The sequence below is a fragment of the Pseudoalteromonas sp. J010 genome (genome assembly GCF_003934235.1).
GTDB lineage: Bacteria > Pseudomonadota > Gammaproteobacteria > Enterobacterales > Alteromonadaceae > Pseudoalteromonas > Pseudoalteromonas peptidolytica.
Map to the genome: position 1 here is coordinate 80,473 of NZ_RDBW01000010.1, position 23,809 is coordinate 104,281.

Sequence of the window (23,809 nt, forward strand, 5' to 3'; positions counted from 1 at the left end):
CGTTTAAAACTGGAAATTAGCCTGCCTTGCGTGTTTTTTCATCGAAAATGCGGTATTTTGACCGCTTTGCCTGAAAACTGTGCAAACGATAAATGTATTTAAAAAAAGGGTTGACTTAGAACCGCAAAACCCGTTTAATACGCCGCACGCCCAGATAGCTCAGTCGGTAGAGCAGAGGATTGAAAATCCTCGTGTCGGTGGTTCGATTCCGCCTCTGGGCACCAAATTAAAAATCATTGCATTAGCAATGTGGTGCATGCAGAAACTGCATGGTACACGAATTAGTGTGCCGACTTAGCTCAGTTGGTAGAGCAACTGACTTGTAATCAGTAGGTCATCCGTTCGACTCGGATAGTCGGCACCATTTAATTTAGGCACTAGCCTACATTTTCTAGATAACTAAGTTTTTTAGAAAATAAAAGATTTGCCCAGATAGCTCAGTCGGTAGAGCAGAGGATTGAAAATCCTCGTGTCGGTGGTTCGATTCCGCCTCTGGGCACCACTAATTTAGTGTGCCGACTTAGCTCAGTTGGTAGAGCAACTGACTTGTAATCAGTAGGTCATCCGTTCGACTCGGATAGTCGGCACCATTTAATTTAGGCTTTAGCCTATAATTTCTAGATAATTAAGTTATTTAGAAAATAAAACATTTACCCAGATAGCTCAGTCGGTAGAGCTAATTGGAGTTGTATTGAAAATCCCTTTAAGGATTAATATACTAAAAAGATTTGCCCAGATAGCTCAGTCGGTAGAGCAGAGGATTGAAAATCCTCGTGTCGGTGGTTCGATTCCGCCTCTGGGCACCATCATTTAAAAAGCCTCGCAATAGCGAGGCTTTTTGCTTTTATACAGTCTAAATTGACATATCTAGCTTATTGACTCCTTGTTGTCCTGATAAACATCATTTTATTTTAGTTGCGTAGTAAAACATTAATACCAATTAACCTCAGTATTTGCTCAAGTTGGAAGCGTAATATCAATTTGACTTAATACTTGCGCAATTTGAAGGAGTCAATCTGACGCTAACGGCGTTAAAAATTTCTTACTTAGAACAACTAAATAGCAAAACCTTTGCCTTGCTACAGGACTTAGTGAGAGCAAGACGCGAAGCGGTGTTTTACCTAAAACTCTTTGGCTAGACAAGGAAAAAACAAAGTTGTACTTTAGCAACAATGAGTTGGAGCACGCCTTATCCAAACCTCGGGTTAAATAGGCAACCTATTACTATTCTTTCTATAAATTTAACGCAGTAGTGAGGGGTAACAGCTGGTAGAAAACCAAGCGTAGACTAGATGCTTAACTGGTAGCAGGGCGCGAAAAGCGATGCTGCTACCATTTACTCGTTTTACAAAGCGGTACTTACTCAAACAAATCTTTGTAATATAATATGTTCACTATTAGTGACGATACTGCTGTCGGTAGTTTTCTACCCAAAGTTTAGTGGCTCCACACACCGCCACTGGCATCACTATTAAATTCACAAATGGGATTGAGGTTAATACGAACACCGCAAAGCCAAAACCGTAAGACATCCCCTGTTTGCTTTTCAAATCATCCTTCATTCTTTTGAAGTGAATTTTATGGTTATCAAATGGGTAGTCATTATATTGAACACTGTACATCCAACATGTGAACATAACCCATAAAATTTGACCGACAATAGGTAGCATCCAAAGTAATATAAAAAAACCAAGTGCGCGTGGCAGGTAGTAACACAGCTTTGTCCACTCTCGTCCTAGCATCCGTGGTACATCTTTTACAGTATCCAAGAGCTTGTCATCATTGATTTTCTGGTTGGTAAGGTGAAGTTCCACTTTTTCAGATAACAGTCCATTGAAGGGAGCGGCAATAAAGTTGGTTATAACCGTGAAAATCATACTATAGCTAAAAAGTATCACTAAAATAGCGATGGGCCACATTAACCACTCTAGCCAACTTAGCCACTCTGGTAATAATCCATTCAGGTAATCAAACCCTTGAGTCAGCCAGTCGTAAAGAAAAAATAGCGATGCACCAAATAGCAATATATTTATGGTGAGAGGGATAAACACAAAGCGTTTAAGCCCTTTTTGGGTGATCAAAGAAAAGCCGGCAATAAAGTACTCGATACCGCGTGATAGTTGCACATTACACCTCGTGTTGTGATACCAATATGACTGAATACCTGAATAAACTAAGAAGATAAAGTGGGCGCTAACTTCGTAAGAATACCTTATTTAACAACACTAAATCATAAAATTTTAAGCTTGTTAGCGGTAAAGGTGCTTATTCCAAAATAGACTATTTATAACGCCAACAGGTATGACTTTACGCTTTAATTTTAGACAGATATCAAAAATGTTGCCCCTAGTATAGCGCTAAACTTGGAGCGGCTAACAGGAGATTAGTAACAATTTATCTCAGCCTATATTATGACAATATTAGCGTGTAAAAATTAACCTGAATACATTTAGTGGTTTAGTGAATAGATCAGAAATAATACTTGTAAACGCAAGAAACAGCCCATACACTCAGATTATGGCAGTGGAAGTGAGAGCGTGATGCAATTAGTTCGTTGGGTTATTACATTTTGTATGTTGAGTCTGTTGGCTATGTCAACGGCCGATGCTGCTAAATGTGACTCTACACTGATTGTTACGCCTATTGTTGTTGATTTAGACAACCCGAACGTAAATCCTGACGTTGACACTTGTGCTGTCTCTACCCCCCGCAGTTTAGTCGCCACTAGCGATTTTGCTATTGAGCACCCAAAGCTTACCTATTGTTTTTCCAATGCTTTATATGAGTCAATAAGAGCACCACCTGTTGTAGATTAATTTAGTCCTTTTCCGTGCTTAATTAATTTAAAGATAGAGGTGATCTATGAACACTAACACCGTTATAAAAACACAGCCTGTGTTTGCCTATGAACTTGCTGAAAATCATTTTCCTGCGTGCGGTACTGATAATCTTGAACAGGCTCCAGCGCATTGTCTTATGCACACTTTGCATTTGTCACCAATGCAGCATATTGATGAAAATAGTAGTATTGATGAAGCCGCGCTAGTGTTGACTAAAACGCACCGCAGAGCAAGTTTCGTTGTTGATAGCCAAGAAAAGCTGGTAGGTATGATATCGAACGCTAGGATTGGCAGCCGTTATGTATTGAGTATGGCCGAAAAACGTGGCTGTACTAGACGAGACTTGACTGTAAATGATGTCATGATCCCACTTTCAGAGCTGCGTCAAATTACACTTAAACAAACAAGTCAGGCTGTCGTTGGCAAAGTATTAAAAACCATGGAAGAGGCTGGTCACGAGTTTTTATTAGTGATAGATGACTCAACGCTTTACCCAGTGGGTTATTTTGATCTTATTGATTTGATGAAAGCTTGTGGACGAGCGGTAAATTCAATGAAACCTGCGAATAAATTTAGTGATATCGTTGGTACTATTTTACACCACGCAGAAATTTAAATACTGAATCTCTAAAGTTAATGTAAATTAAAGTTAGCAAGGCGTCGCGAGGCGCCTTTTTCGTGGATGACTGTACTGTTACTGCTCCTGCTTGCAATGGATAAGGTTGCGGTATGCTAGGAGCGCTTGATATAGAGGTGGTTACTTTGCACCGTTAAAGTCAAGTTGTCGCCAAGACTCATATACAAATACTGAGACAGCATTGGACAGGTTCATACTACGGCTATCTGGGCGCATTGGAATACGCACGCGTTGTGGCTCTGGTAATGAGAAAATTATCTCTTCTGGTAGACCGCGAGTTTCAGGACCAAACAGCAAGCAGTCACCTTCTTCGTAGGCCACCTCGTGATGATATTTAGTACCTTTTGTTGTGCAAGCAAATACTCTTTTTGGGTTACGTTTAGCAAGGTAAGCCTCAAAATTGGGATGACGCTCGACTTCGCTAAATTCATGATAATCCAAGCCTGCACGCCTTACTCGTTTATCATCCCATTCAAATCCCAAAGGTTCAATTAAGTGCAGCGAATATCCAGTATTGGCACACAAACGAATAATATTACCAGTATTAGGTGGGATCTCGGGTTGGTATAAAACGATGTCTAACATGATAAGCCTCAATAAAAATTTGCACGGCAGTATAGCCCATCTCCAATCAGAATTACACGTGTGACCGGGGTAAAAGAAAAGCACAGCAAGCATGGAGTTTTGCATCTCTTTAACTTATCAAAGTAATGAACACAGATAGGAGCGTGCAGCAACTGAACATGAGACTATTGCAAAAAAATTGACATTCGTAATCTGTTTTTCATTTCAAACCATTACCCTGTAATATAAGTATATCGCCATACTTTCGTGGGTGGTTCGTTAGTCAGTTGGGTATTTCTAAGGGGTAAATGTGAGTCGTAGCTACGAGTTTTGGGTGAGATTTTCCAGTATATTCACGATTGCTATTGTAGGGGTGATGATAGCAGCGAAGTGTTGGGCTTGGCTGTCTTCTGGAAGCGCAGCAATGCTCGGCTCTTTAACCGACTCATTACTTGATATTAGTGCGTCGTTGATGAATTTGTTTGTGTTAAGTTACGCATTGCGACCGGCTGATGATGATCATAGGTTTGGTCACGGTAAGGCTGAAGCGCTAGCTGGGCTCGGGCAAGCGGCATTTATTGCAGGGTCGGCCAGTTTACTAGCATTTCATGGTGTAGAGCGGATCATTAACCCTACACAAATTCCCCATTCTTTATTTGGGGTATGGGTGAGTTTATTTGCTATTGTCTGCACGTTGTTAGTTGTTGCGGTGCAGTATCAAGTTGTCAAACGTACTCAATCTATCGCAATTAAAGCCGATTCATTGCACTATAAAGGTGATATTTTACTTAACCTAGCTGTACTGGTCGCGGTATTGCTGAACTTTTATGGCATTGGCTATGCGGATCCTATTTTTGCTATCGCTGTTGCAATATACTTACTTTACAACAGCTGGGACATTGCCAAAGAAAGCGCTGCGCACTTGATGGATAAAGAATTACCAGACGATGAAAAGGCGCAAATTGTGCTTATTGCTTCAAGCCATGAAGATGTTTATGGTGTACATGATTTACGTACAAGGCAAGGTGGAAAAATAAAGTTTATCCAGCTCCATTTAGAGTTAGATGATGATATGCCGTTGATGCGAGCACATAATGTTGCAGATGAAGTGGTAGCCAGTATTAAAGAAGAGTTTGAGTGTGAGATGGATATTCTTATCCATCAGGACCCTGTATCGCTTGCACTCGGTAATACCCCTGTAAATTCGTAAAAATCTTTAAGCACGGCTCTGCGAGTTATGTCTTGCTCGCAAAGCAGCTCATGTTTTCCTGCAAACTCGGTACGTGTCACCTTATCATGGTGCGCGGCAAAGCGGATCTGTGCCTTGTTGTCGACGATACTATCGTGAGTTGCACAAGCGATGCGGACTGGAATATTTAGCTCGATTTTGGTCAGTGCTCGACATTTTTGCAGTGCAGTATAAAGCCAGGCGAAGCTAACTCCTCCAAGTTGTAGTTCAGGATATTGATCGTATAACCCTCTAAATAAAGCGTAACGAATAGGGCAATTTGTCAGATCATTGTCTTGAAACGGTTTACTTTGGTATTGTTGTTGACCGATAGCATATTGTTTGCCTAATCCTACTAGACATGCCAATCCAGCAATGGCTTCAGCAACCCAAGCAGGGTAGGGAGCGGTGTTGATCCCAAGCATTGGTGCTGATAAATACACGCCTTTAATATTGCTAGGGTTATACAGCGCTAAGTAGTTACAGGTGATCGCTCCTCCCATAGAATGCGCCAGTATAAACAGAGGCAGAGTGTTGTGTGGATTGACAACTTGCTGCATAAAACAGTGGAGAGTCGATGCGTAATCATCAAATCGTTTTACGTAGCCAATGTGTTTGTTTTTTAACAAGCGAGGAGAATACCCTTGCCCTGGGTGATCATAGGTATATACAGCGATATTATTTTGTGCCAGTTCCCATAACAACTCCCTATATTTATGCGCGGATTCAATACGCCCATTAACCAATACCAAAGCAAACCGTGGTCTTTTTGGTATATGATAAACATAAAAAAGCTTGCCGTGAGGAGTATCAAAAAAGCCTCGTTGACACTGTTGCCAGTGTTTATCTATTTCAGGAAGGTGAGATTCTAATTGCTCGCTGCAGCTATAAAACATGACTACCTATATAACGGAATACGAATGCTGACCTGAAGGCCAACGTTGTTAGTAAATTCAATATGGGCATCATGCACTTTTAGTGCATGTTGGGCAATGGCAAGCCCTAAACCAAACCCTCCTTTTTGATTATGCTCTGGTGTGCGTGCAGCTGAAACTCGAAAAAACGGGATACAAAGCTTGTCTAACATATCTTCACTCACCCCCTTGCCATCATCTTTTATGATACAAAGGAGCTGCTCGTTGGTACTCTGAATATCGAGGTTAATCGTGCTATTTGCGTATTTAATGGCATTACGAATGATGTTTTCAAAGGCGCGATTTAGCAGCATAGCATCACCATTGAGCGTTACTTCAGGTATTGTGCTGGCGACAAATTGCTTGCTTAATTGTTGCGCCTCAAACAGAGCATCTTCGATGATTGGGTCGAGTAGCTCATTGAGGGGGATCGGCTGTTTTTCTATTGGTATTTGGTCGGCTTCTAGTTTTGACAAATGCAAAATATCACCGAGCATGTTCTCCACTAATTGTGCTTCACGCTCTATGCGCTCAAAGTAACCTTGGTTGTCCTTCGTTGCGTGGCCTGCGGCCAATCCCGTCGCCATTTGCAAGCGGGTAAGCGGAGAGCGAAGCTCATGAGAAATATCTGCAAGCAGGCGCTTTTGATTATTGACCAAAGACTCTAACTTATCAGCCATCAGGTTGAAGTCATGGCCTAGTTGACCAAGTTCGTCTTGACGCTTTTTGTCTATGTTTGCACGGCTGCTTAAGTCACCTTGAGATAGCTTGGCTGCGCTTATTTGCAGTGCCTTAATTGGTGTAAGCAAGTTTCTGGTAAACCAAAAACACAGCAATAGACTCGCGCCTAATACCACCGCAATTTTAGCCCACAGCGGCAATGCTCTAAGCTTAATAATTGCACTTGGCGTGTGATTTTCAAATACCAAATAAAGGCGATAGTTATCATTATTCAGTGTGACTTCAAGCGGCCCGAATGCTTTATATTCAGGTGTGTAAATGGCCAGTGGTTTGGTATCTTCTGTAAAGCTAAGTAAATCGAGGTCAAGTGCTTTGATCCTTGGATTTGCAGCAATACTCTTTTCACGAATGCGGTGACTTAGGTAGATATTTCTTGCCTTTCTTTTGCGTAATTTTGCGATATGACTTAACTCAAAGCTGGGGCGTTGGCTGACTTGGGTTAAGACTTGCTCTAATTGCTGTAAATTATGCAGCATCGACCTTGAGATCTTTTTAGTTTCTACAACGTCTGGCTGTAACAGGCTTATCCCAAGTAAAAGTAGAAGAGTAGCTATGATGGTTAGCCAAAACCATGCAAATACCTTAACTAATAAGTACCGCTTCATTCATTATGCCTTCAAAAATATATAACCAGAACCACGTATAGTTTTGATATAAGTATGGTCGCTCAAAGCTGCTATTTTCTTCCTAACGTTGGATACATGCATGTCAATTGAGCGGTCATAGGGCACCAGTGGCCTGCCTAAGACTTGACGAGATATAGTTTGTTTATCAACAACCTCACCAGCAGATCTCACCAATAATTGCAGCACTTCATATTCAGTTCCCGTCAGTGACAACAACTCACCACTCACAGAGGCGCTCCTAGCGCCGATGTCTAAGCTAAGCTGATGAATAGTAAAGGTGTCTTGAGGGCTGTGGTGCTTATAATGATCCACTCTGCGGGTGATCGCTTTAACCCGTGCAAGTAGCTCTCTGTGATTAAATGGCTTGGGTATATAATCATCAGCTCCCAACTCAAGACCAAAAATACGATCAAAATCGTCCCCTTTTGCGGTGAGCATAATAATTGGCGTCATTTTTTGTAAACGCAACGATTTTAACACTTCAAAGCCATCCATCTCAGGGAGCATGACATCTAACAATATAAGGTCAAAGTTTTGCTTTAACGCGCGCTGTAGCCCTTCAGTACCTGTATGCTCCATGTCGACTTCAAAACCTTCAGCACTAAAGTATTCGTGCAAAAGATCACAAAGTGCTTGGTCATCATCTATAAGTAAAATGCTATGTCTTATGGTCATACTTTATCCGGCGGCGATTGAAAAGATAATTACAGTGTCTATCCCATGATGTATTACACCTTACTTTATTGCGGTATGTAAATTGCCTTTGCGTTTTTTTGCAAAGCACTGACAAAACTTTACCCTGATTTGACGTTCCTTTTCTTGTCGATTGCTAGATTAGGAGGTGACAAAGCAACGGCAAACAAGGAGCCAAAATAATGAGATTACTATCAACTTTAGCATTAGCAACAGTACTGAGCTTATCAGCAGTTAGCTTCAATGCAGATGCGGGATCTATGGGTCGGCAGTTAGAGCATTCAGCACGATTATTACTATCAGATAAAGGCCAAAAATTGTTGGAATTGAGCGATACGCAGCAATCACAATTAGCAACCATCTATGCTGATTTCAAAGCGGCAAAAAAAGCACTGAAAGAAAAAGGCAAAGACGTACGTAAATCACATCGTGAAGAGATGAAAGCATTAATGGACGCAGAGGTGTTTGACAAGGTACAGGCACAGCTGTTGCTTGAAAAGGGTCAAGACAAAAAACAAGCTTGGGCATTACTGGCAATGGAGACTCGACACAAAGTTTTTCACGTATTAAATGAAACACAACGTGAAAAAATCAAAACGCTTAAATCACACCGTAAGCACAAAAGAGCAAATAAAGCCGAGTAAATGATCCTTTTCCTTAAAATGTCTCGCCCTTGGTCGTCTTTGCTAAGGGCCTTTCTTATCTCTATTTCCACAATAATATCTACCTCACCAAAGTGTTTTCTTAATTACTACTAAAATATTGATATGTGCGTAAACCCCGCGAATAGTATTGTCTAGAGTTACATGTTGATAACATGTGGATGTTGTGATACTTTTCGATTAAGAGTACATATGGCAAGTCTGCTGATAACTCTTTGCAATAGTGTTTAATTGAAATGGTTATAAATTTACGCACACAACCTTACCAGTAACTTTTATCTATAAGTAAAATCGTTTTACGTACGCTGTTGATTGCTGGTTACTAGGTATCACTGAGGAAAACATGCAGACACCTGAAGAGTATGAGGTGACACTTAGGATCCGAGAGTTGCTTAAAGAGCTTAAAAAGCGTAAGGGCTACACTAAAAAAACAGTGAGTCAAAAGCTTGGGATCGGTCTAACCACGTTAGATGATTACCTAAATGGAACCAGCTCATTTCGTTTAGGTACATTGATAAAATTATCAGAAATCTGCCGCATTCAACTAAGCGATATCTTGGAAGGAGCGGGGCACATAGCAAAAAGCTATGAACAAGGTACAAAAAAGATTGAGCCTGATACGGATAGTAATGAACAAAGAGAATCAAATTAACGATTGTTAGCCGTTAGTATTTTTTACTTATTTAGTGCTGTATTAACCTACTAAACCGTTTGTGCAAGCGGTATTTTTTGGAAATAAAAAGGAATGAAAGGCCAATAACGGCCTCTACTACTCTTTGAAAAAACTGTCTTCATTTTTTGCTAAAGCAGCTTCGATGTCTTCAATTAAGCTTTGTGTATCTTGCTGAGTAAGTTCGCCGGTTTTCATCGGGGAAGAAATCTTGTTAGATTCATCTGACCAGTCACCCAAATCAATAAGCTGACAGCGCTTAGAGCAAAATGGGCGAAATTGACTCTTATCAGCCCACTCAACATCTTTTTGGCAGGTTGGGCATTTTACTATCGTCGGCATAACGTGTTACAACTCATAACTTCACTTTCTGATGCTGTAAGTCTAATGGTATTTAGAAGGTTTGTGAACTAATTGCCTTAGTACTTTGTTTTACCGACTAAAAACTCTGGGTTTAAGAGAGCCTAGTTCAGAAGTAGTGATACAACACTACCTCTGAACAGATTTAATTAGGCCGCTTCATCCATATTTTTTTGTTTCAATAGTCTGCTTGTTACAGTACCTGCAGTCATTGAGCCTGATACATTGAGTGCCGTTCTTGCCATATCAATTAATGGCTCAATTGAAATTAGCAGTGCAGCAATTGTCACGGGAAGCCCCATAGCAGGTAACACAACTAGAGCTGCGAAGGTGGCGCCACCGCCAACTCCTGCAATGCCAAATGAGCTAATTGCGACCATTGCGACTAAGGATACGATGAAGTCGATAGCAAAAGGGTCAACGCCAACCGTTGGCGCAACCATGACCGCCAACATCGCTGGATAGATACCAGCACAACCATTTTGTCCGATTGTCGCACCAAATGAAGCGGATAAATTTGCGATGGCGGGAGGTACATTAAGCTTGTGGATCTGCGCTTCAACATTAAGTGGAATGGTTGCCGCAGAGCTACGAGAGGTGAAGGCAAACGTTAAAACAGGCCAAATCTTTTGGAAAAACTGTTTTGGATTTTCTCCAACCAAAGTAACTAACAAGCCATGGACAACAAACATCAGTAAAATTGCCACATAAGACGCGATGATAAAGCCTAGTAGACTAACTATATCGGCCATACTTGATGTTGCTATTACTTTTGCCATCAAGCCTGCAACACCATAAGGTGTAAGGGCGATGATCATACGTACAAGACGAAGTACAACGGCTTGTGCGCCCTCAACCGCATTCTTTATTGGGCTGCTTAAGTTTGACTCTTCCATGATGGCTCTGCGGGCGGCAATACCAGTTAATACGCCAAAAATTACCACAGCGATAATAGAGGTAGAACGTTCGCCTGTTAAGTCTGCAAATGGATTCGTTGGTACAAAGCTGAGCAACATTTGTGGGATGGTTAAATCAGCGACTGTTGTTGCTCTTTGTTCAAGTACAGCAATTCGTGCAGTTTCGCGAGCGCCTTCCACCAAGCCCGCTGCACTTAGCCCAAATGCTTGAGTGATAAAAATACCAATCAGGGCAGCAATCGCCGTGGTAAATACTAATATAGCGATAGTGACAAAAGAAATCTTACCGAGAGAGCCTTGATTGTCGAGCTTGACCACTGCTGCAATCATAGACACTAATACTAGAGGCATGATCACCATTTTAAGCAAGTTTACATAGCCACTGCCAACAATAGCGACCCAATCTAATACTGTTTGTTTAGTCGAGAGATCATTAGCGAAAACAAATTGTAGTGCGAGCCCAAATACACTACCGGCAACTAAGCCGAGTAATACAGTTCGAGAGAGCGTTTCAGCGCGCTGTTGAAAGCGATAAAGACCGAAAAGTATGGCAACAAACACCACCAATGCGGCGATAACAGCAAAAGACATCATGATACCTTTCGAAACATTAAAAAATAACGCGCAACTATAGCGGTTTTAGTAACTTTGCTAAAATATTCTTTCACTATGGAATAGAACAAAAGGTTATCAAAACAGGTAAAAGTTTTCTAGGAGATACTAATTGTAGATCCTTACTTAACCGAAGCTCAGATTACTTAACCCAAGTTCAGGATACTTACATCCACAGAGCTTGAAATGTTGAACTTGATAAAAGTTAGTGAGGTCGAAGAGATATTTGTTGTTGCAAATGTATAGATAAAAAGCAATTGAATAAAGAAAGAGGAGATTGTTCCCCGGCTTCGTGGATGCCAATGTCAGCCCTTGAACCCTGAGGTTCAAGGCGGAGAGCAACAGCCTACCGTAGGCTTCTCGGTACATGCCGAGCATGCTCAATAGTAGACAAACTGCTATCCTAAACGAAATTTATCGGCTCAGGGACTTAATCAGCTGTCCGACGAGCTAGGGAACAACTACAGTATATAAAACATCTGCCGATCACGAAACCATAGTATTGCAATTTTTGTGTCAACCGCGTGGTTTTTCCCCAGTTTGCTTAGTGACTGACCAAGCGTTAATCTGGGCGTTAACTTCGGCTCAATATTTACTCCATTATTATTAGTTTATTCCTTATCTACATCTTAAGTTAAAAAGGTGTGGGGGCAGTAAAGGTCATCATCTCATTGGTTGTGGGATGTGAAATTTGCAACATCTGTGCATGTAATTGCAGCCGCTTCGCTGCTGCTAATGCTTCATCTTTGGCATATAGTCGATCGCCAAGAATGACATGTCCAAGCGAAAGCATATGTACTCTGAGTTGATGAGAACGTCCAGTGATCGGAGTCAATTTAACTCGGGTGGCCTGCGCTTCATATTCGATGACTTCAAAATGCGTTAATGAAGGCTTTCCTGTTTCATGGCAAACCATTTGTTTTGGGCGATTTGGCCAATCACACACAAGTGGTAAATCAACAGAGCCCGTTTGTTGCTGTAATTTGCCATGAACTCGAGCGATGTAGTATTTGTGGGTTAAGCGGTCTTGAAATTGGATGCTCAGGTGTCGATGCGCTGCTTTGTGCATGGCAAGGCATAATACGCCCGATGTTGCCATATCAAGGCGGTGTACAATTCTTGCTGTGGGGTAAACAAAATTTACTCTGGCGATAGCGCTGTCCCAGTGTTTTGGATCTTTGCCTGGTACAGTAAGTAACCCACTGGGCTTATTGACCACTAACATATCTTCATCTTGGTACAAAATGTCAAGATAGGGAGAAAGGGGGGGAGCGTAATTTAATAACACCAGCTGCCTCTGTATGAACAAGAACCAAGCCGGATATTATATATGAGTTGCTTATTAAGCGGTAGCATGAAGAGAGCCGCAGCTCTCTTCATGCTAGGGAGTTACTGGTTCGCAACCACAATCAAACGAATAGCGTCTAACTTAAGCTGTGCTTTTTCAATGTGTGTGCTCAGCTCCGCTCTTTGTTTATCAAAAACCTTTATCTCTTCGTCGCGAATATTAGGATTGATGGCTTTTAGTGCTTGCAGACGACCTTGCTCATCACCGAGTTGCTTTTGCATTTTGTCCATCGCACTGGCTTGAATACTTTCAAGCTGAGTTTGGGCAATATCGCTTGCTTGTGTGATAAGTGGATGGATTGCGCTTTGTAGTGCATTTACAAGTTTACTACCTGTTTGTCTGCCAACGGCAGAAAGTTGCTGATTGAAAGCATCAAATGCAACATTTTGTGCTAAGTCGTTCCCGCCTTTGTCCATTAGCACGCGAATTGGTGTGGGAGGTAAAAAGCGACCTAATTGCAGTGACTTAGGTGCCGAAGACTCAGCCACAAAGATCAATTCAACAAAGAAAGTGCCTACAGGTAACTTGTTGTTTTTCAACAGCGCAACGGATGCACAGCCAAAGTCGTCGTTGCAAATCATATCCATGACGCCACTGACCATAGGGTGATCCCAGCTAATAAAATGCGCATCTTCTTGCGATAATGCTGTGTCGCGATCAAAGGTTACCGTGATCCCGTCGTCTTTTAAGCATGGAAACGATGGGTTTAGCATGTGCTCAGTAGGCTTCAGGATAATGGTATTCTCGCCTTTGTCCTCTTGATTAACACCAAAAGTATCAAACACATTAATCATGAATGCAGGCAAGATTACGTCGTTATCAAGCGCTTCGATTTCAGCAACGATGTTATCTGTCTTACCTTGACCACTAGAGTGAAGTTCAAGTAGACGGTCTCGGCCTTGCTCCATCTTTGTGCGCAGCTGTGCATTCTCTTTTGCGGCTTGCTCTAATAATGGATCTAGCTCGTCTTCGTCACAATTATGTTCAGCAATGAGCGCCAGCAAATCATCAGAGAAAGATTTATACAGCATTTGTCCTGTTGTGCTGGTGGTTTCAAACGCATCTAAGCCTTCGTGATACCAACGTAGTAATACTTCTTGTGCGGTGTTTTCAAAATAAGGCACATGAATATTGATATCATGTTTTTGACCAATACGGTCAAGGCGACCAATACGTTGCTCAAGCAAGTCAGGGTTAAGCGGCAGATCAAATAGCACTAAGTGATGTGAGAACTGGAAGTTTCGACCTTCAGAGCCAATTTCTGAACAAAGCAATACTTGCGCACTATCGTATTCATCGGCAAAAAATGCCGCCGCACGGTCACGCTCGATAATCGACATGCCTTCGTGGAATACTGCCGCTTTAATGGCTTCACGTTCACGTAACACCTGCTCAAGGCTAATCGCGGTTTCTGCTTTGGCACAAATAAGGAGTACTTTTTCATGCTTTAGCTCTTTTAACTTAGCAATTAACCACTCAACGCGGGGGTCGAACTGTGCCCAGCCGCTTCCTTCACCTTCAAATTCTTGGAAGATTTTTTCAGGGAATAATGCACGCATCGCGTTAAATTCAGGGCTTTGAATGCCGCCAATGTTACCCATTACCGACATTGCTGTTTTGTATTGCTTAGGTAAAGGTACTGGGTATTGATGTAATAAACGACTTGGGTAACCATCAATGCCACTACGGCTATTTCTAAATAGAATACGGCCAGTACCATGGCGGTCTAATAGCATAGACAAGATTTCAGCTTTGGCGTCGCTATCGCCATTTTGTGCCTTTGCTAGCAGCTCTGAAATATCGGTTTCTTTTAGCAATGTACAAAGTGTTTGCTCTTCTTTTGCATCTAGCTTTTTATCTTGCAGTAAGTTGTTCGCGGCTTCTGCAACTTCTTTATAATGGCTTTCCTCTTCTACAAACACGTCGTAATCATAGAAACGGTCAGGGTCTAGCAGCTGCAAACGCGCAAAGTGACTGCGGTGCCCAAGCTGATCTGGTGTTGCAGTTAGCAAGATCAATCCAGGAATGTCTTGGGCAAGTTCTGCTATACGTTGATACTCAGTGCTTGGCTTTTCCTTAGTGACTGTCAGGTGGTGCGCTTCATCGACAATCAGTAGATCCCAATCGGCGAGTGTAGCTTGCTCAAACCAGCGGCGCTTTTTGGTAATAAATTCTAGACTAACCAGTACCAGTTGTTCTGTTTCGAATACATTCGGTGCATCTGCATACGCTTCACTACAACGCTCCTCGTCAAAAATAGAAAAGTGCAGGTTAAAGCGGCGTAGCATCTCGACTAACCATTGATGTTGCAAGTTTTCAGGAACTACAATCAACACACGGTTGGCACGGCCAGATAAGATTTGCTGGTGTAAAATCATACCTGCTTCAATGGTTTTACCTAGGCCTACTTCATCAGACAGAAGTACTCGAGGTGCAAAACGCTTACCGACTTCATCGGCAATGTAAAGCTGGTGCGGAATAAGGCTTGCACGCTGACCTATCAACCCTTTGAGATGAGACTGTTCTTTATCAAACTGATGCTGCCAAGTTTGATAACGTAGCGTATAACGGTCAAAACGATCGATCTGGCCTGCGAATAGACGGTCTTGAGGTTTATTGAATTTAAGGAAGTGATCAAGAAAGGTCTCTTTAAATGAAGTCTCTTCTTCATTGTCAACTCGAGTACCATGATAGCAAAATAGTCCATTTTGCTCTTCCACGCTGTCAACACGCAGTTCCCACTCTTCAACATGGCGGATCACATCGCCTGGGTTGAATACCACTCGAGTTACAGGTGCTTCCTGTACTGAGTAAACACGGTTTTCTCCGCTAGCAGGAAATAAAATAGTCACTTGACGCCCCTCAAGTGCCACTATCGTGCCCAATCCTAAATCTGATTCCGTATCGCTGATCCAGCGCTGACCTAAGGAAAAATTCATGGTTATCTCGTCTATGCAGAAAAAAGGCGGCTATGTTACCTATTCACGCCCATTTGTTCAATATGAAAGTCTGTACACTGCTTTACAAATCAAGCTTGGCAAGGAGCTGGGCGAAATTGGCATGCCATTAGCCAACTAGTTGTTTTTTAACAAAACGCAAGTTGTATTTTCTTTTGTCATAAAAGCGACTTTTATGACAAATAGACTAAACTTGACCTATACCCAAAGCATAATTTGTCACACTCACCGTGTATTGGGTATAGCATAATAATCTGTAAACAACAGGAATGCGCTATGGTAAAACAAGATAAAGACCATAAAGTATACGTACTAGACACCAACGTACTTCTCCACGAACCACTCGCTTACCTTTCTTTCCAAGAGCATGACGTTGTCGTTCCCATGACAGTTTTAGAAGAACTTGACCACATCAAAGATAGAAAGAGTGATGTAAGTAGAGATGCGAGAGTTGCAATTCGCGGATTAGATGATGTACTGCGCGATGCAACGCCAGAGCAAATGCTAGAGGGGGTAGCGCTACCAACATTAAAACTTGAAAACCACAGAACGCCAAGTTCTGGAAAGTTGATAATTGTTAATGATCATTTATTTCCTGACTCTATATCAGGGTTACCTGGTAATGAAAATGACCATAGGATCATCAACTGTGCGGTACATTTACAAACGCAATATAGTGACAAAAAAGTCTTATTGGTTACCAAAGACATTAACATGCGGCTAAAAGCGAAGGGGGCTGGGCTTAAATATGTAGAAGACTATCGCACTGATCAGCTGATAGATGATATTGCATTACTTACCAGTGGGTTTAAAAAGGTTGATGGCGATTTTTGGCAAGATGTTGGGGAGTGTCAAACGCAGCAAAATGGCCGTTATACTATCCATGAGGTACCAAAATCATTGGTGCCTGATGTGTTTTGCAACGAGTATCTTATTGATGATACAAATCATTTTGCAGCGCGAGTGGTGGGGTATGATGATGAGCACATCAGATTAAAAGACCTTGGTGTTGAGCGCCTAATGCACCGTCAAGCATGGGGGGTAAAACCAAAGAATATAAACCAAGGTATGGCATTGGATGCGTTACTTGATACTGATATTGAACTGGTGATACTAACAGGGCCTGCGGGTTGCGGTAAGACATTACTAGCGCTTGCGAGCGCACTAGAGATGATTATTGAAAAAGGTATTTACGACAAAGTCATTGTGACGCGTAACACACCTGAAATCGCAGAGAGTATCGGATTTTTACCCGGCACCGAGGAAGAAAAAATGGCGCCTTGGCTTGCAGCCATCACCGATACTTTAGAGGTGCTTCATAAACATGATGAAAGCCCTGTCACGAGTCGAAACTACATCATGGAGAAAGCAAATATCCAATTTAAGTCGGTGAACTTTATGCGTGGCCGCAGTATTCAAAATGCGGTTGTTATTTTGGATGAGAGCCAAAACTTAACCGCCTCGCAATTAAAAACTATTATTACTCGCTGTGGCGAGGGCACTAAGCTTATTTGTACCGGCAACTTGGCACAGATAGACAGTAATTATCTAACCCCAGTTACGTCTGGATTGACTTATATTGTGGAGCGATTTAAAGACTTTGAAGGCAGTGCTACCATCAATTTAAATGGCGTTGTAAGGAGTCGCTTAGCCAGTTTTGCAGAAGAAAATTTATAACTTGCCTTGAATCGGCTGGCTCGTTACTCTTTTGAATACGTATGTGTGCAAACGGGAATGAGCCAGTAAATGGATGCAACTAAAGAATTTTTACCACTAAGAAGCTATCGAAAGGGAATTTTAGTTGCAGTGGTTATTCCTATCTTGTTGGTACTCATTTTAGCTTACCACCTATATCAAATTAAACTCGAACGCCAATATAAAGTGCGTTTTGGTCAGTATGAATACGTTTCTCAACAGCTCAAACAAGAGTTTTATGCTGCACATGTTGTGTTAGACAGTATTGCAGTTAATCTCGCGCAGCCAATTTCTTTTCAGAAACCACCAGAATGGCTGGAAGACATAGAACAGCACCCTGAGCATTATTATCATGCACTGCCAAATAGCGGCGGCGAAATTGTTGGCAGAGGGCAAGTAAACGAGGCCTTATTTGCAACTAAGCGTTGGCAGACCGTGTTGTCACTCAATACCGCTTTTGATGCAGCTTTGGCACTGCAAGGTGGGCTATATGCAGTTGCTTATATCGAAGATGATGGCTTTGCCTTTATTAAACGTAGGGAGGCCACGAGCAGCCACTTTATTACTCAGCTAGTGCGCGGTAAATTTCAGCCCGACTTTAGCCTTGGTAATATTGTCGTTGGCTCTCCAGTTAAATTTTTTGATAGGCAAATGTTCGCTCTTGGTAAAAAGCTCTCGACGGTCGACAATACCCATATTTTAATGATTTACGATAGTCATATTATTGATCGTTGGCTGCAAAACATAGGCTCTTTGGATGGAACCATGGAGTTTAAAAACCAAAGTAATGAAATCATTGCGGGGGAGCGTTTTGACTATGAGCATGCCGGGCTTGCAAAGTCTGCTGCGCCTTGGCAGTACGGATTACACTTTATTGCAGAGCCAGCTAAAGAACCTATTAGCTTAAATTATCATGAAAGCTATGCACAATTTGCCGCGCCCCTGCAACGAGAAATATTGCTAGAGCTTTCGCTATTGCTCTTTTTTATATTATTTACGTTTACCACCATTGTGTGGCTTAGTCGGCAGATTTTTGTGCGGCCATTAACGCACTTTGTCAACTATCTCTCGTTACAGGGACACTCACCTGAAACGACGTTAAATTATCCTATTCCCTCAGAATGGCAACCATGGTTTGCTCAAATCAAACAAGTCGTAGAGCAAAAATCGCGCTTAATGCATACGCTAAAGCAGCATAACCAAGAACTTGATGACGAAATAAAGCGTAAGCAGCAAGCACTAAAGCAGAGTTTTGAAGCTAAGGAACGCCAAGCTGCATTATTAAATGCCGTATTAGACTCGGTACCAGACATCATTTACTTCAAAAATATTGATGGCTCTTTCATTGGCTGTAACCGAGCGTTTGAGGAGTTTATGGGGGTGGATAAGTCTTTACTGGTGGCGAAAACTCAACGAGAAATTACCTCAGGCCTCACTATTTTACTTGAGCAAGAGGCACTAATGGAACACTCACAAGAACAAGTGTCTACCAACTTTGTATTGGGTAAAAATACCTACTTTTTAACTATCACACCACTTAAATCGGACACTGGAAAGTTGATTGGGTGCTTGGGCGTTGCACGTGATATTACAGCAGCTCAAGAAGCTTACAACGCTTTAAGAGATTCTGAAGAAAACTTTAGAGCGGCAACTGAGTTTGCCCCCAATGGGGTTATTTTATCAGCAATAGATGGCAAAATACTGGAAATGAACAAAGCTGCAAAGCGCTTTTTATCCTTAGATAAAAACACCGGAGAAAAGCAGCTGGAGCGGTTGTTTGATGAACAAAACTGGCAGTCGCTTCAAAGTGTGTTAGCTGGGTTATTAAAACAGCAAAAAAAAGTAGTAGAACACACGGTTTCGCAGGCAGGTAAGCACAGGTGGCTTCAACTTAGCATCTCTTTGGTTTGGGATAAGGATAAACGCCCAAAATACTATGTTATTCATATTCAAAATATTACAGGCCTGCTGCTTGCGAAGCAGGACGCTGAACGTGCAACACTTGCTAAAAGCCGCTTTATCGCAAATATTAGCCATGAAATTAGAACGCCAATCAATGCTATTTTAGGTCTTGCGGACATGATAAATAGTGAGTCGCTAACACGACTGCAAAGTAAAAAATTGCAACAGCTTTCTGGTGCTGCAAACGAACTATTGGCAATGCTCAATAGCATTTTGGAATTTGCAAAAGTAGAGAGTCACCAAGGCACTATCCAGTACGAGACCTTTCAAGCTTGTCAGGCATTTACGGCCATAGAGTCGTTGATAAAGCCTTTGTGTGTGCAAAAAGGCTTATCATTTGAGTTGCAAATTGACGCCTTAGTTTGGCCCTATCTGTATAGCGATGAAGACAAGATCAAACAAATATTAGTTAACTTATTAAGTAATGCAGTTAAGTACACCAATCAAGGCCAAATTGGCTTAAAAGTTGATGTCACAGCGGATACAACGGCTAAGCAAACAATAAAGTTTGCAGTGTGGGATACTGGTGTTGGGATTAAAGCACAACAAGTGGAACATCTCTTTGACGCCTTTACTCAAGGGGACGAGAGCTTCACTCGACGACATGAAGGGATTGGTCTTGGACTTGCGATCGTAAAACAAGAAGTGGCATTACTGGGAGGAAATATTACCGTTGACTCGACGCCCAACCAAGGTAGTTGCTTCTTTTTTGAATTGGTTGTGGATAAAGGAGCTTGCCCCATTGTCGAGAGCCATAAGGCCGTTTACTGTCTTGTTGACACTCAGGAGCAATTGCCGAGTTACCTCGCGGGACTGGCAACCCCTATATTGTTAGATCAAGTATCGCAAAGTGCTGAAGATTTGGAGCAGTCCATCGTGGTTGTACCTCCACACTGCGCCAATTTACCTGCAGGTGTTTTAGCGAGTACGAAGGCCGTTATATTACATTGTGACGAGCAACTAACAGAGCAAAATAACCATATCGCCCTGAATCAACATGTGTTCTATCAATCTGCATATACTTGGCTTGCGGAGTTTGCTCATATGACGCAAACCGTGGATAGTGGTTGTATGCAAGTAGCAGGCGCGCTGTGTTTGGTGGTAGATGATAACAGTCTGAATCTGGATATTACTGAAAATATGTTGAAAAAGAATGGCATATCGACAGTTGCACTTCAAAGTGCTGAGAAAATTCAGGAAATAGTACAAACCTTAAGTCCTGATGCCATTTTGATGGATATTCATATGCCCAAGGTTGATGGTTATCAAGCCACTCAACAAATAAGAAAGATATGCTCAGCAGCTGAGCTTCCGATTATCGCGTTGACTGCAAATGCAAGTAAAGAAGAGCGTGCGAAGGCTGCTAAAGTCGGTATGAATGACTATTTGGTAAAACCCATTAGTAGCGCTCAAGCTTGTAAAACGCTTGCAAGTAATATTGTTAAGTCAGAGCTTACTACAGAGGCATTTTTTGATTATGAGTTTGCCTTGTCACAGATGATGCAAAATGAAACGTTTTTGCAAACAATGTTAGATAAATTTGCTAAACTTTGTCATGATTACCTAGAACAGGTCAGCCAACTTGAACAGGGGTCAGCTTTATTTGAACTTGCACATGGCATCAAAGGGGCGGCTGCGGGATTAGGGTTTAAGCGGCTTGCTAAAGTGGCTAAAGACCTTGAAACGCAGAGTAAAAAAATCACAACTATAACAAATCGCACAGACTTGGATAAACTAACCACCGCACTATCGCAAGTCATATGCTTTATTGAGCTAAGAAGGTAGTACTACGGGATGCAGCAAGCTGAGCACATTTTTATAATTGATGATGACCCGATAAACAAAATGGTGTTAATCAACATACTGAGTGAGGATCACACACTTTTTCACTGTGAAGATCCTGCGTTTTGCATCGATGAGGTAAAAGCGAATCGTACCGATCTGATTATTTTAGATGTTGCTATGGGCAATGGATCTGGTTTTACCATTTTGGAGAAGCTAAAAAAAGACGCGAGCACTTATGGGATCCCGGTGATAGTCATATCGGGTAGCGTGAGTTTTAAAGACGAAGCGAGGGGACTAGAATTAGGTGCCGTAGACTATATTACAAAGCCTTTTAACCCTTTGATCGTAAAAACAAGAATTAAAAATCATCTGGCAATTAAGAAAAAGAATGACTTACTAGAAAAGCTGGTCTCATTGGATGGGTTGACGGAATTACCAAATCGTAGACGTTTAGATGAAGAAATGCGGGCGCTATTAACTGGAGGTGAGGCCGCACAGGGCTGTTTTTCTATCATGCTGGTTGAACTCGATTTCTTTAAAACGTTTAACGAGCATTATGGTTATATGCATGGTGATACTTGTTTGTTTAAGGTGGCTAAAGCGCTAGAAGAAACGGCCGCACGCTACAGCGTATTTATAGGTCGCTTCGATGGTACTCGCTTTGCATTAGTATCGGCACAGCATGATATTGATACTGTAACATCAATTGCACAGTCACTTCATGATGCAGTTAATGCGCTAAAAATACCACATATCGCTTCTCCCATTTGTGCACATGTTAGTGTCAGTATCGGGGCTGTACATATTGAGCAACATAAAACCCTAGAGCTCAACGAATTGATAAAAAATGCTGATAGCGCGCTGGCAGAAGCGCAAAAGCAACAGAGCACAATATTTATCAAACAGATATAATACGTTTTTATAAGAGCTACAGCTCAGCATGGTTTCGAGCTTAGATAAAGAATGGGCACGCAATAGGATGTGTAGCTGCTTTGCAGCTTGTCTTAATCACACCATCCTTGGTGTGTATACACTTTAAAGAACTTGTTTAAGTGCGCTATCACCAAAGCCGATAAGCTGATTATTTTTGAATACTAGCGCAGTACATTCATCTTTGGTTATTTTTCCATCTGAATGCTTGCTGTTTGTAGCATAGTAAAGCACTTGATAATTATCACCATCTTTTGCCACGAGCTCACTGAAGTCAGGAGTAGACAGCGCTTCTTTCACCGTTGCGTAATCGGTGCCCATTTTAAAATCCGCTATCTTTTCACGGTTTTCACGCTGCTTTTGTTCCCAATTCGAATTGTATTTAGATGCCCAGCCGTGCTCAACTTCACCATCCGATACTGCAACAATACAACCTGATAACAGAGTCGAGCTTAGTGCTGCTACTAACATTAATTTTTTCATTATTCTTTCCTTTTTGCTCTTTATTGCTGTTTTTTATTGTAAACAGCTTTTCACTTTTTTGTACCTTATTAAAGCAAACTTTTTGCCAACTTGTAATGCTTAATAATATCAATAACTTGCTTTTTTTTGTCCAACCTGGGAGTTACATTTTTACCAAAATTTAGTGATATTCATCATTGTTCAAGTAACTAGACCACTCTATTTCTGTCTGTGCCGGAGGCGAATGCGTTAATATTGAGTGCGATCTCATTTACCAAGCGTGCAATCGCCTCTTTACTTGCCCATGCAATATGAGGGGTGAGTAGCAAATTATCGCCTTGATAGTTCACTAATGGATTATCTGTGCGAGCAGGTTCATGTGTTAACACGTCCACTGCCGCTCCTGCAATTTGATTATTATTAAGTGCATTAACAAGAGCTTGCTCGTTTACTATCCCACCTCTTGCTGTATTTATTATAAAAGCATGACCTTGAAGTGCTGCAAACTCAGCGTCATCAATCAAGTTTTCAGTTTCTGCTGTCAGGGGGCAATGGATAGACACAATATCAGCAATACGTAGTGCCTCAGTAAAAGCCATGCGGCCATTTCTAACTTGAGTGGCGCCTTTACGCTCAGCAATGATCACCTTTGCACCAAATGCTTTGGCAACATTTGCAACCGCTTCACCCAAAGCGCCATGTCCTATAATGACAAAATGCTTTCCTGCGATTTCGCTAATGTCGTAATCTAAACGGCAAAACATAGGGCTTTGCTGCCAGCGTCCAGCTTGGCAATCTTGTTGGTAACGATGAATATTTGTCATCAAGTTACCTAACATAGTAAAAGTATGCTGAACAACAGAGGGGGTTGAGTAACCAGCTACATTTGCCACCGCAACATGATGTGCCTTAGCTGCTTCTAACTCGATATTATTAACCCCGGTGGCTGCGACACAAATCAGCTTTAATTTCGGTAAAGACGCAATGAGCTTCGCATCAAGTTTGACTTTATTGGTAATTATGACTTCTGCGTTTTCACATCGAGACAAAATGTCTTCGTAGGCGGTCATATCATAAGATGTGAGTGTGCCTAATTTAGCAATAGGTGTAAGGTCGGTATTGGCAAGAGTTTTAGCGTCTAAAACCACTATTTGCATTATTTTTATCCTTTACTTGACTTTGGAGTTAACTCTAAGGTTTATACTT

The 23,809-nt window shown here is 41.7% G+C and carries 20 protein-coding genes, 5 tRNA genes and 1 other RNA gene; 14 read left to right on the top strand and 12 right to left on the bottom strand.

What is annotated here, in order from left to right; all coding sequences use genetic code 11:
- The first annotated feature begins 148 nt into the window (after positions 1 to 148).
- The 5 genes from EAG18_RS06755 to EAG18_RS06775 all read left to right on the top strand — a co-directional run bounded on the left by EAG18_RS06755 (position 149) and on the right by EAG18_RS06775 (position 806).
- Positions 149 to 224: transfer RNA gene (locus tag EAG18_RS06755), tRNA-Phe, on the top strand.
- Positions 225 to 288: 64 nt separating this feature from the next.
- Positions 289 to 364, top strand: a tRNA-Thr gene (locus tag EAG18_RS06760).
- Positions 365 to 426: 62 nt separating this feature from the next.
- Positions 427 to 502 (top strand) — tRNA-Phe (locus EAG18_RS06765).
- A gap of 12 nt (positions 503 to 514) precedes the next feature.
- Positions 515 to 590: transfer RNA gene (locus tag EAG18_RS06770), tRNA-Thr, on the top strand.
- A gap of 140 nt (positions 591 to 730) precedes the next feature.
- Positions 731 to 806, top strand: a tRNA-Phe gene (locus EAG18_RS06775).
- 591 nt (positions 807 to 1,397) lie between these two features.
- On the opposite strand, the gene cysZ is transcribed toward EAG18_RS06775, so the two are convergent.
- Entirely contained in the window at positions 1,398 to 2,126 is a 729-nt protein-coding gene (gene cysZ / locus EAG18_RS06780) for a sulfate transporter CysZ (protein WP_125251622.1), read from the bottom strand.
- A 414-nt stretch (positions 2,127 to 2,540) separates the two neighbouring features.
- Here cysZ and EAG18_RS06785 point away from each other — a divergent pair, with 414 nt between their 5' ends.
- Both EAG18_RS06785 and EAG18_RS06790 read left to right on the top strand, forming a co-directional pair.
- Positions 2,541 to 2,816, top strand: coding sequence for a hypothetical protein (locus tag EAG18_RS06785; protein WP_125251623.1), 276 nt, complete (start codon positions 2,541 to 2,543; stop codon positions 2,814 to 2,816).
- A 46-nt stretch (positions 2,817 to 2,862) separates the two neighbouring features.
- Complete coding sequence (locus EAG18_RS06790) at positions 2,863 to 3,456, top strand: CBS domain-containing protein (protein ID WP_125251624.1); 594 nt, start codon at positions 2,863 to 2,865, stop codon at positions 3,454 to 3,456.
- Positions 3,457 to 3,597: 141 nt separating this feature from the next.
- On the opposite strand, the gene trmL is transcribed toward EAG18_RS06790, so the two are convergent.
- Positions 3,598 to 4,062, bottom strand: a complete 465-nt coding sequence (gene trmL / locus EAG18_RS06795; protein WP_125251625.1) for a tRNA (uridine(34)/cytosine(34)/5-carboxymethylaminomethyluridine(34)-2'-O)-methyltransferase TrmL — start codon at positions 4,060 to 4,062, stop codon at positions 3,598 to 3,600.
- A 343-nt stretch (positions 4,063 to 4,405) separates the two neighbouring features.
- Here trmL and EAG18_RS06800 point away from each other — a divergent pair, with 343 nt between their 5' ends.
- Positions 4,406 to 5,251, top strand: coding sequence for a cation diffusion facilitator family transporter (locus tag EAG18_RS06800; RefSeq protein ID WP_343327574.1), 846 nt, complete (start codon positions 4,406 to 4,408; stop codon positions 5,249 to 5,251).
- Here EAG18_RS06800 and EAG18_RS06805 read toward each other — a convergent pair.
- Genes EAG18_RS06805 through EAG18_RS06815 form a run of 3 tightly spaced genes read right to left on the bottom strand, consistent with a single transcriptional unit; the run spans position 5,203 to position 8,225 of the window.
- Entirely contained in the window at positions 5,203 to 6,165 is a 963-nt protein-coding gene (locus tag EAG18_RS06805) for an alpha/beta hydrolase (protein WP_125251627.1), read from the bottom strand. The genes EAG18_RS06800 and EAG18_RS06805 overlap by 49 nt on opposite strands.
- Positions 6,166 to 6,167: 2 nt before the next feature.
- The gene (locus tag EAG18_RS06810; protein ID WP_125251628.1) at positions 6,168 to 7,529 is read right to left on the bottom strand and encodes an ATP-binding protein; all 1,362 of its coding nucleotides are present in this window, start codon (positions 7,527 to 7,529) and stop codon (positions 6,168 to 6,170) included.
- A gap of 3 nt (positions 7,530 to 7,532) precedes the next feature.
- Positions 7,533 to 8,225, bottom strand: coding sequence for a response regulator transcription factor (locus EAG18_RS06815; RefSeq protein WP_185745562.1), 693 nt, complete (start codon positions 8,223 to 8,225; stop codon positions 7,533 to 7,535).
- 200 nt (positions 8,226 to 8,425) lie between these two features.
- Here EAG18_RS06815 and EAG18_RS06820 point away from each other — a divergent pair, with 200 nt between their 5' ends.
- Together EAG18_RS06820 and EAG18_RS06825 are read left to right on the top strand one after the other, a co-directional pair.
- The gene (locus EAG18_RS06820; protein ID WP_125251629.1) at positions 8,426 to 8,887 is read left to right on the top strand and encodes a Spy/CpxP family protein refolding chaperone; all 462 of its coding nucleotides are present in this window, start codon (positions 8,426 to 8,428) and stop codon (positions 8,885 to 8,887) included.
- A 361-nt stretch (positions 8,888 to 9,248) separates the two neighbouring features.
- On the top strand, positions 9,249 to 9,557 hold the full coding sequence (locus EAG18_RS06825; RefSeq protein ID WP_125251630.1) for a helix-turn-helix transcriptional regulator: 309 nt from the start codon (positions 9,249 to 9,251) through the stop codon (positions 9,555 to 9,557).
- A gap of 117 nt (positions 9,558 to 9,674) precedes the next feature.
- On the opposite strand, the gene yacG is transcribed toward EAG18_RS06825, so the two are convergent.
- The 5 genes from yacG to rapA form a co-directional block, all read right to left on the bottom strand.
- Positions 9,675 to 9,917, bottom strand: a complete 243-nt coding sequence (gene yacG, locus EAG18_RS06830) for a DNA gyrase inhibitor YacG (RefSeq protein ID WP_125251631.1) — start codon at positions 9,915 to 9,917, stop codon at positions 9,675 to 9,677.
- A 167-nt stretch (positions 9,918 to 10,084) separates the two neighbouring features.
- Positions 10,085 to 11,443: an L-cystine transporter gene (locus EAG18_RS06835; protein WP_125251632.1), complete on the bottom strand. Its 1,359-nt coding sequence runs from the start codon at positions 11,441 to 11,443 to the stop codon at positions 10,085 to 10,087.
- Positions 11,444 to 11,741: 298 nt separating this feature from the next.
- Positions 11,742 to 11,924: non-coding RNA, 6S RNA (ssrS, locus tag EAG18_RS06840), on the bottom strand.
- Positions 11,925 to 12,098: 174 nt separating this feature from the next.
- On the bottom strand, positions 12,099 to 12,752 hold the full coding sequence (gene rluA, locus EAG18_RS06845; RefSeq protein ID WP_185745563.1) for a bifunctional tRNA pseudouridine(32) synthase/23S rRNA pseudouridine(746) synthase RluA: 654 nt from the start codon (positions 12,750 to 12,752) through the stop codon (positions 12,099 to 12,101).
- A 101-nt stretch (positions 12,753 to 12,853) separates the two neighbouring features.
- Positions 12,854 to 15,751: an RNA polymerase-associated protein RapA gene (rapA, locus tag EAG18_RS06850; RefSeq protein WP_125251633.1), complete on the bottom strand. Its 2,898-nt coding sequence runs from the start codon at positions 15,749 to 15,751 to the stop codon at positions 12,854 to 12,856.
- Between rapA and EAG18_RS22140 the strand changes: the two genes are divergently transcribed.
- From EAG18_RS22140 to EAG18_RS06865, 4 genes are all read left to right on the top strand, one after another.
- Positions 15,750 to 15,890: a hypothetical protein gene (locus EAG18_RS22140; RefSeq protein WP_185745564.1), complete on the top strand. Its 141-nt coding sequence runs from the start codon at positions 15,750 to 15,752 to the stop codon at positions 15,888 to 15,890. The two genes, rapA and EAG18_RS22140, sit on opposite strands and share 2 nt — an antisense overlap.
- Positions 15,891 to 16,045: 155 nt before the next feature.
- The gene (locus EAG18_RS06855) at positions 16,046 to 17,446 is read left to right on the top strand and encodes a PhoH family protein (RefSeq protein WP_125251634.1); all 1,401 of its coding nucleotides are present in this window, start codon (positions 16,046 to 16,048) and stop codon (positions 17,444 to 17,446) included.
- Between the two features lie 69 nt (positions 17,447 to 17,515).
- Positions 17,516 to 21,211, top strand: coding sequence for a PAS domain-containing sensor histidine kinase (locus EAG18_RS06860; protein ID WP_125251635.1), 3,696 nt, complete (start codon positions 17,516 to 17,518; stop codon positions 21,209 to 21,211).
- A 9-nt stretch (positions 21,212 to 21,220) separates the two neighbouring features.
- A complete protein-coding gene (locus EAG18_RS06865) occupies positions 21,221 to 22,123 on the top strand; it encodes a diguanylate cyclase (protein ID WP_125251636.1) in 903 nt (300 codons plus the stop codon).
- 123 nt (positions 22,124 to 22,246) lie between these two features.
- On the opposite strand, the gene EAG18_RS06870 is transcribed toward EAG18_RS06865, so the two are convergent.
- Positions 22,247 to 22,624, bottom strand: coding sequence for a DUF3192 domain-containing protein (locus EAG18_RS06870; RefSeq protein WP_125251637.1), 378 nt, complete (start codon positions 22,622 to 22,624; stop codon positions 22,247 to 22,249).
- A 188-nt stretch (positions 22,625 to 22,812) separates the two neighbouring features.
- Positions 22,813 to 23,760, bottom strand: a complete 948-nt coding sequence (locus tag EAG18_RS06875; RefSeq protein ID WP_125251638.1) for a D-2-hydroxyacid dehydrogenase — start codon at positions 23,758 to 23,760, stop codon at positions 22,813 to 22,815.
- Between the last annotated feature and the right edge of the window lie 49 nt (positions 23,761 to 23,809).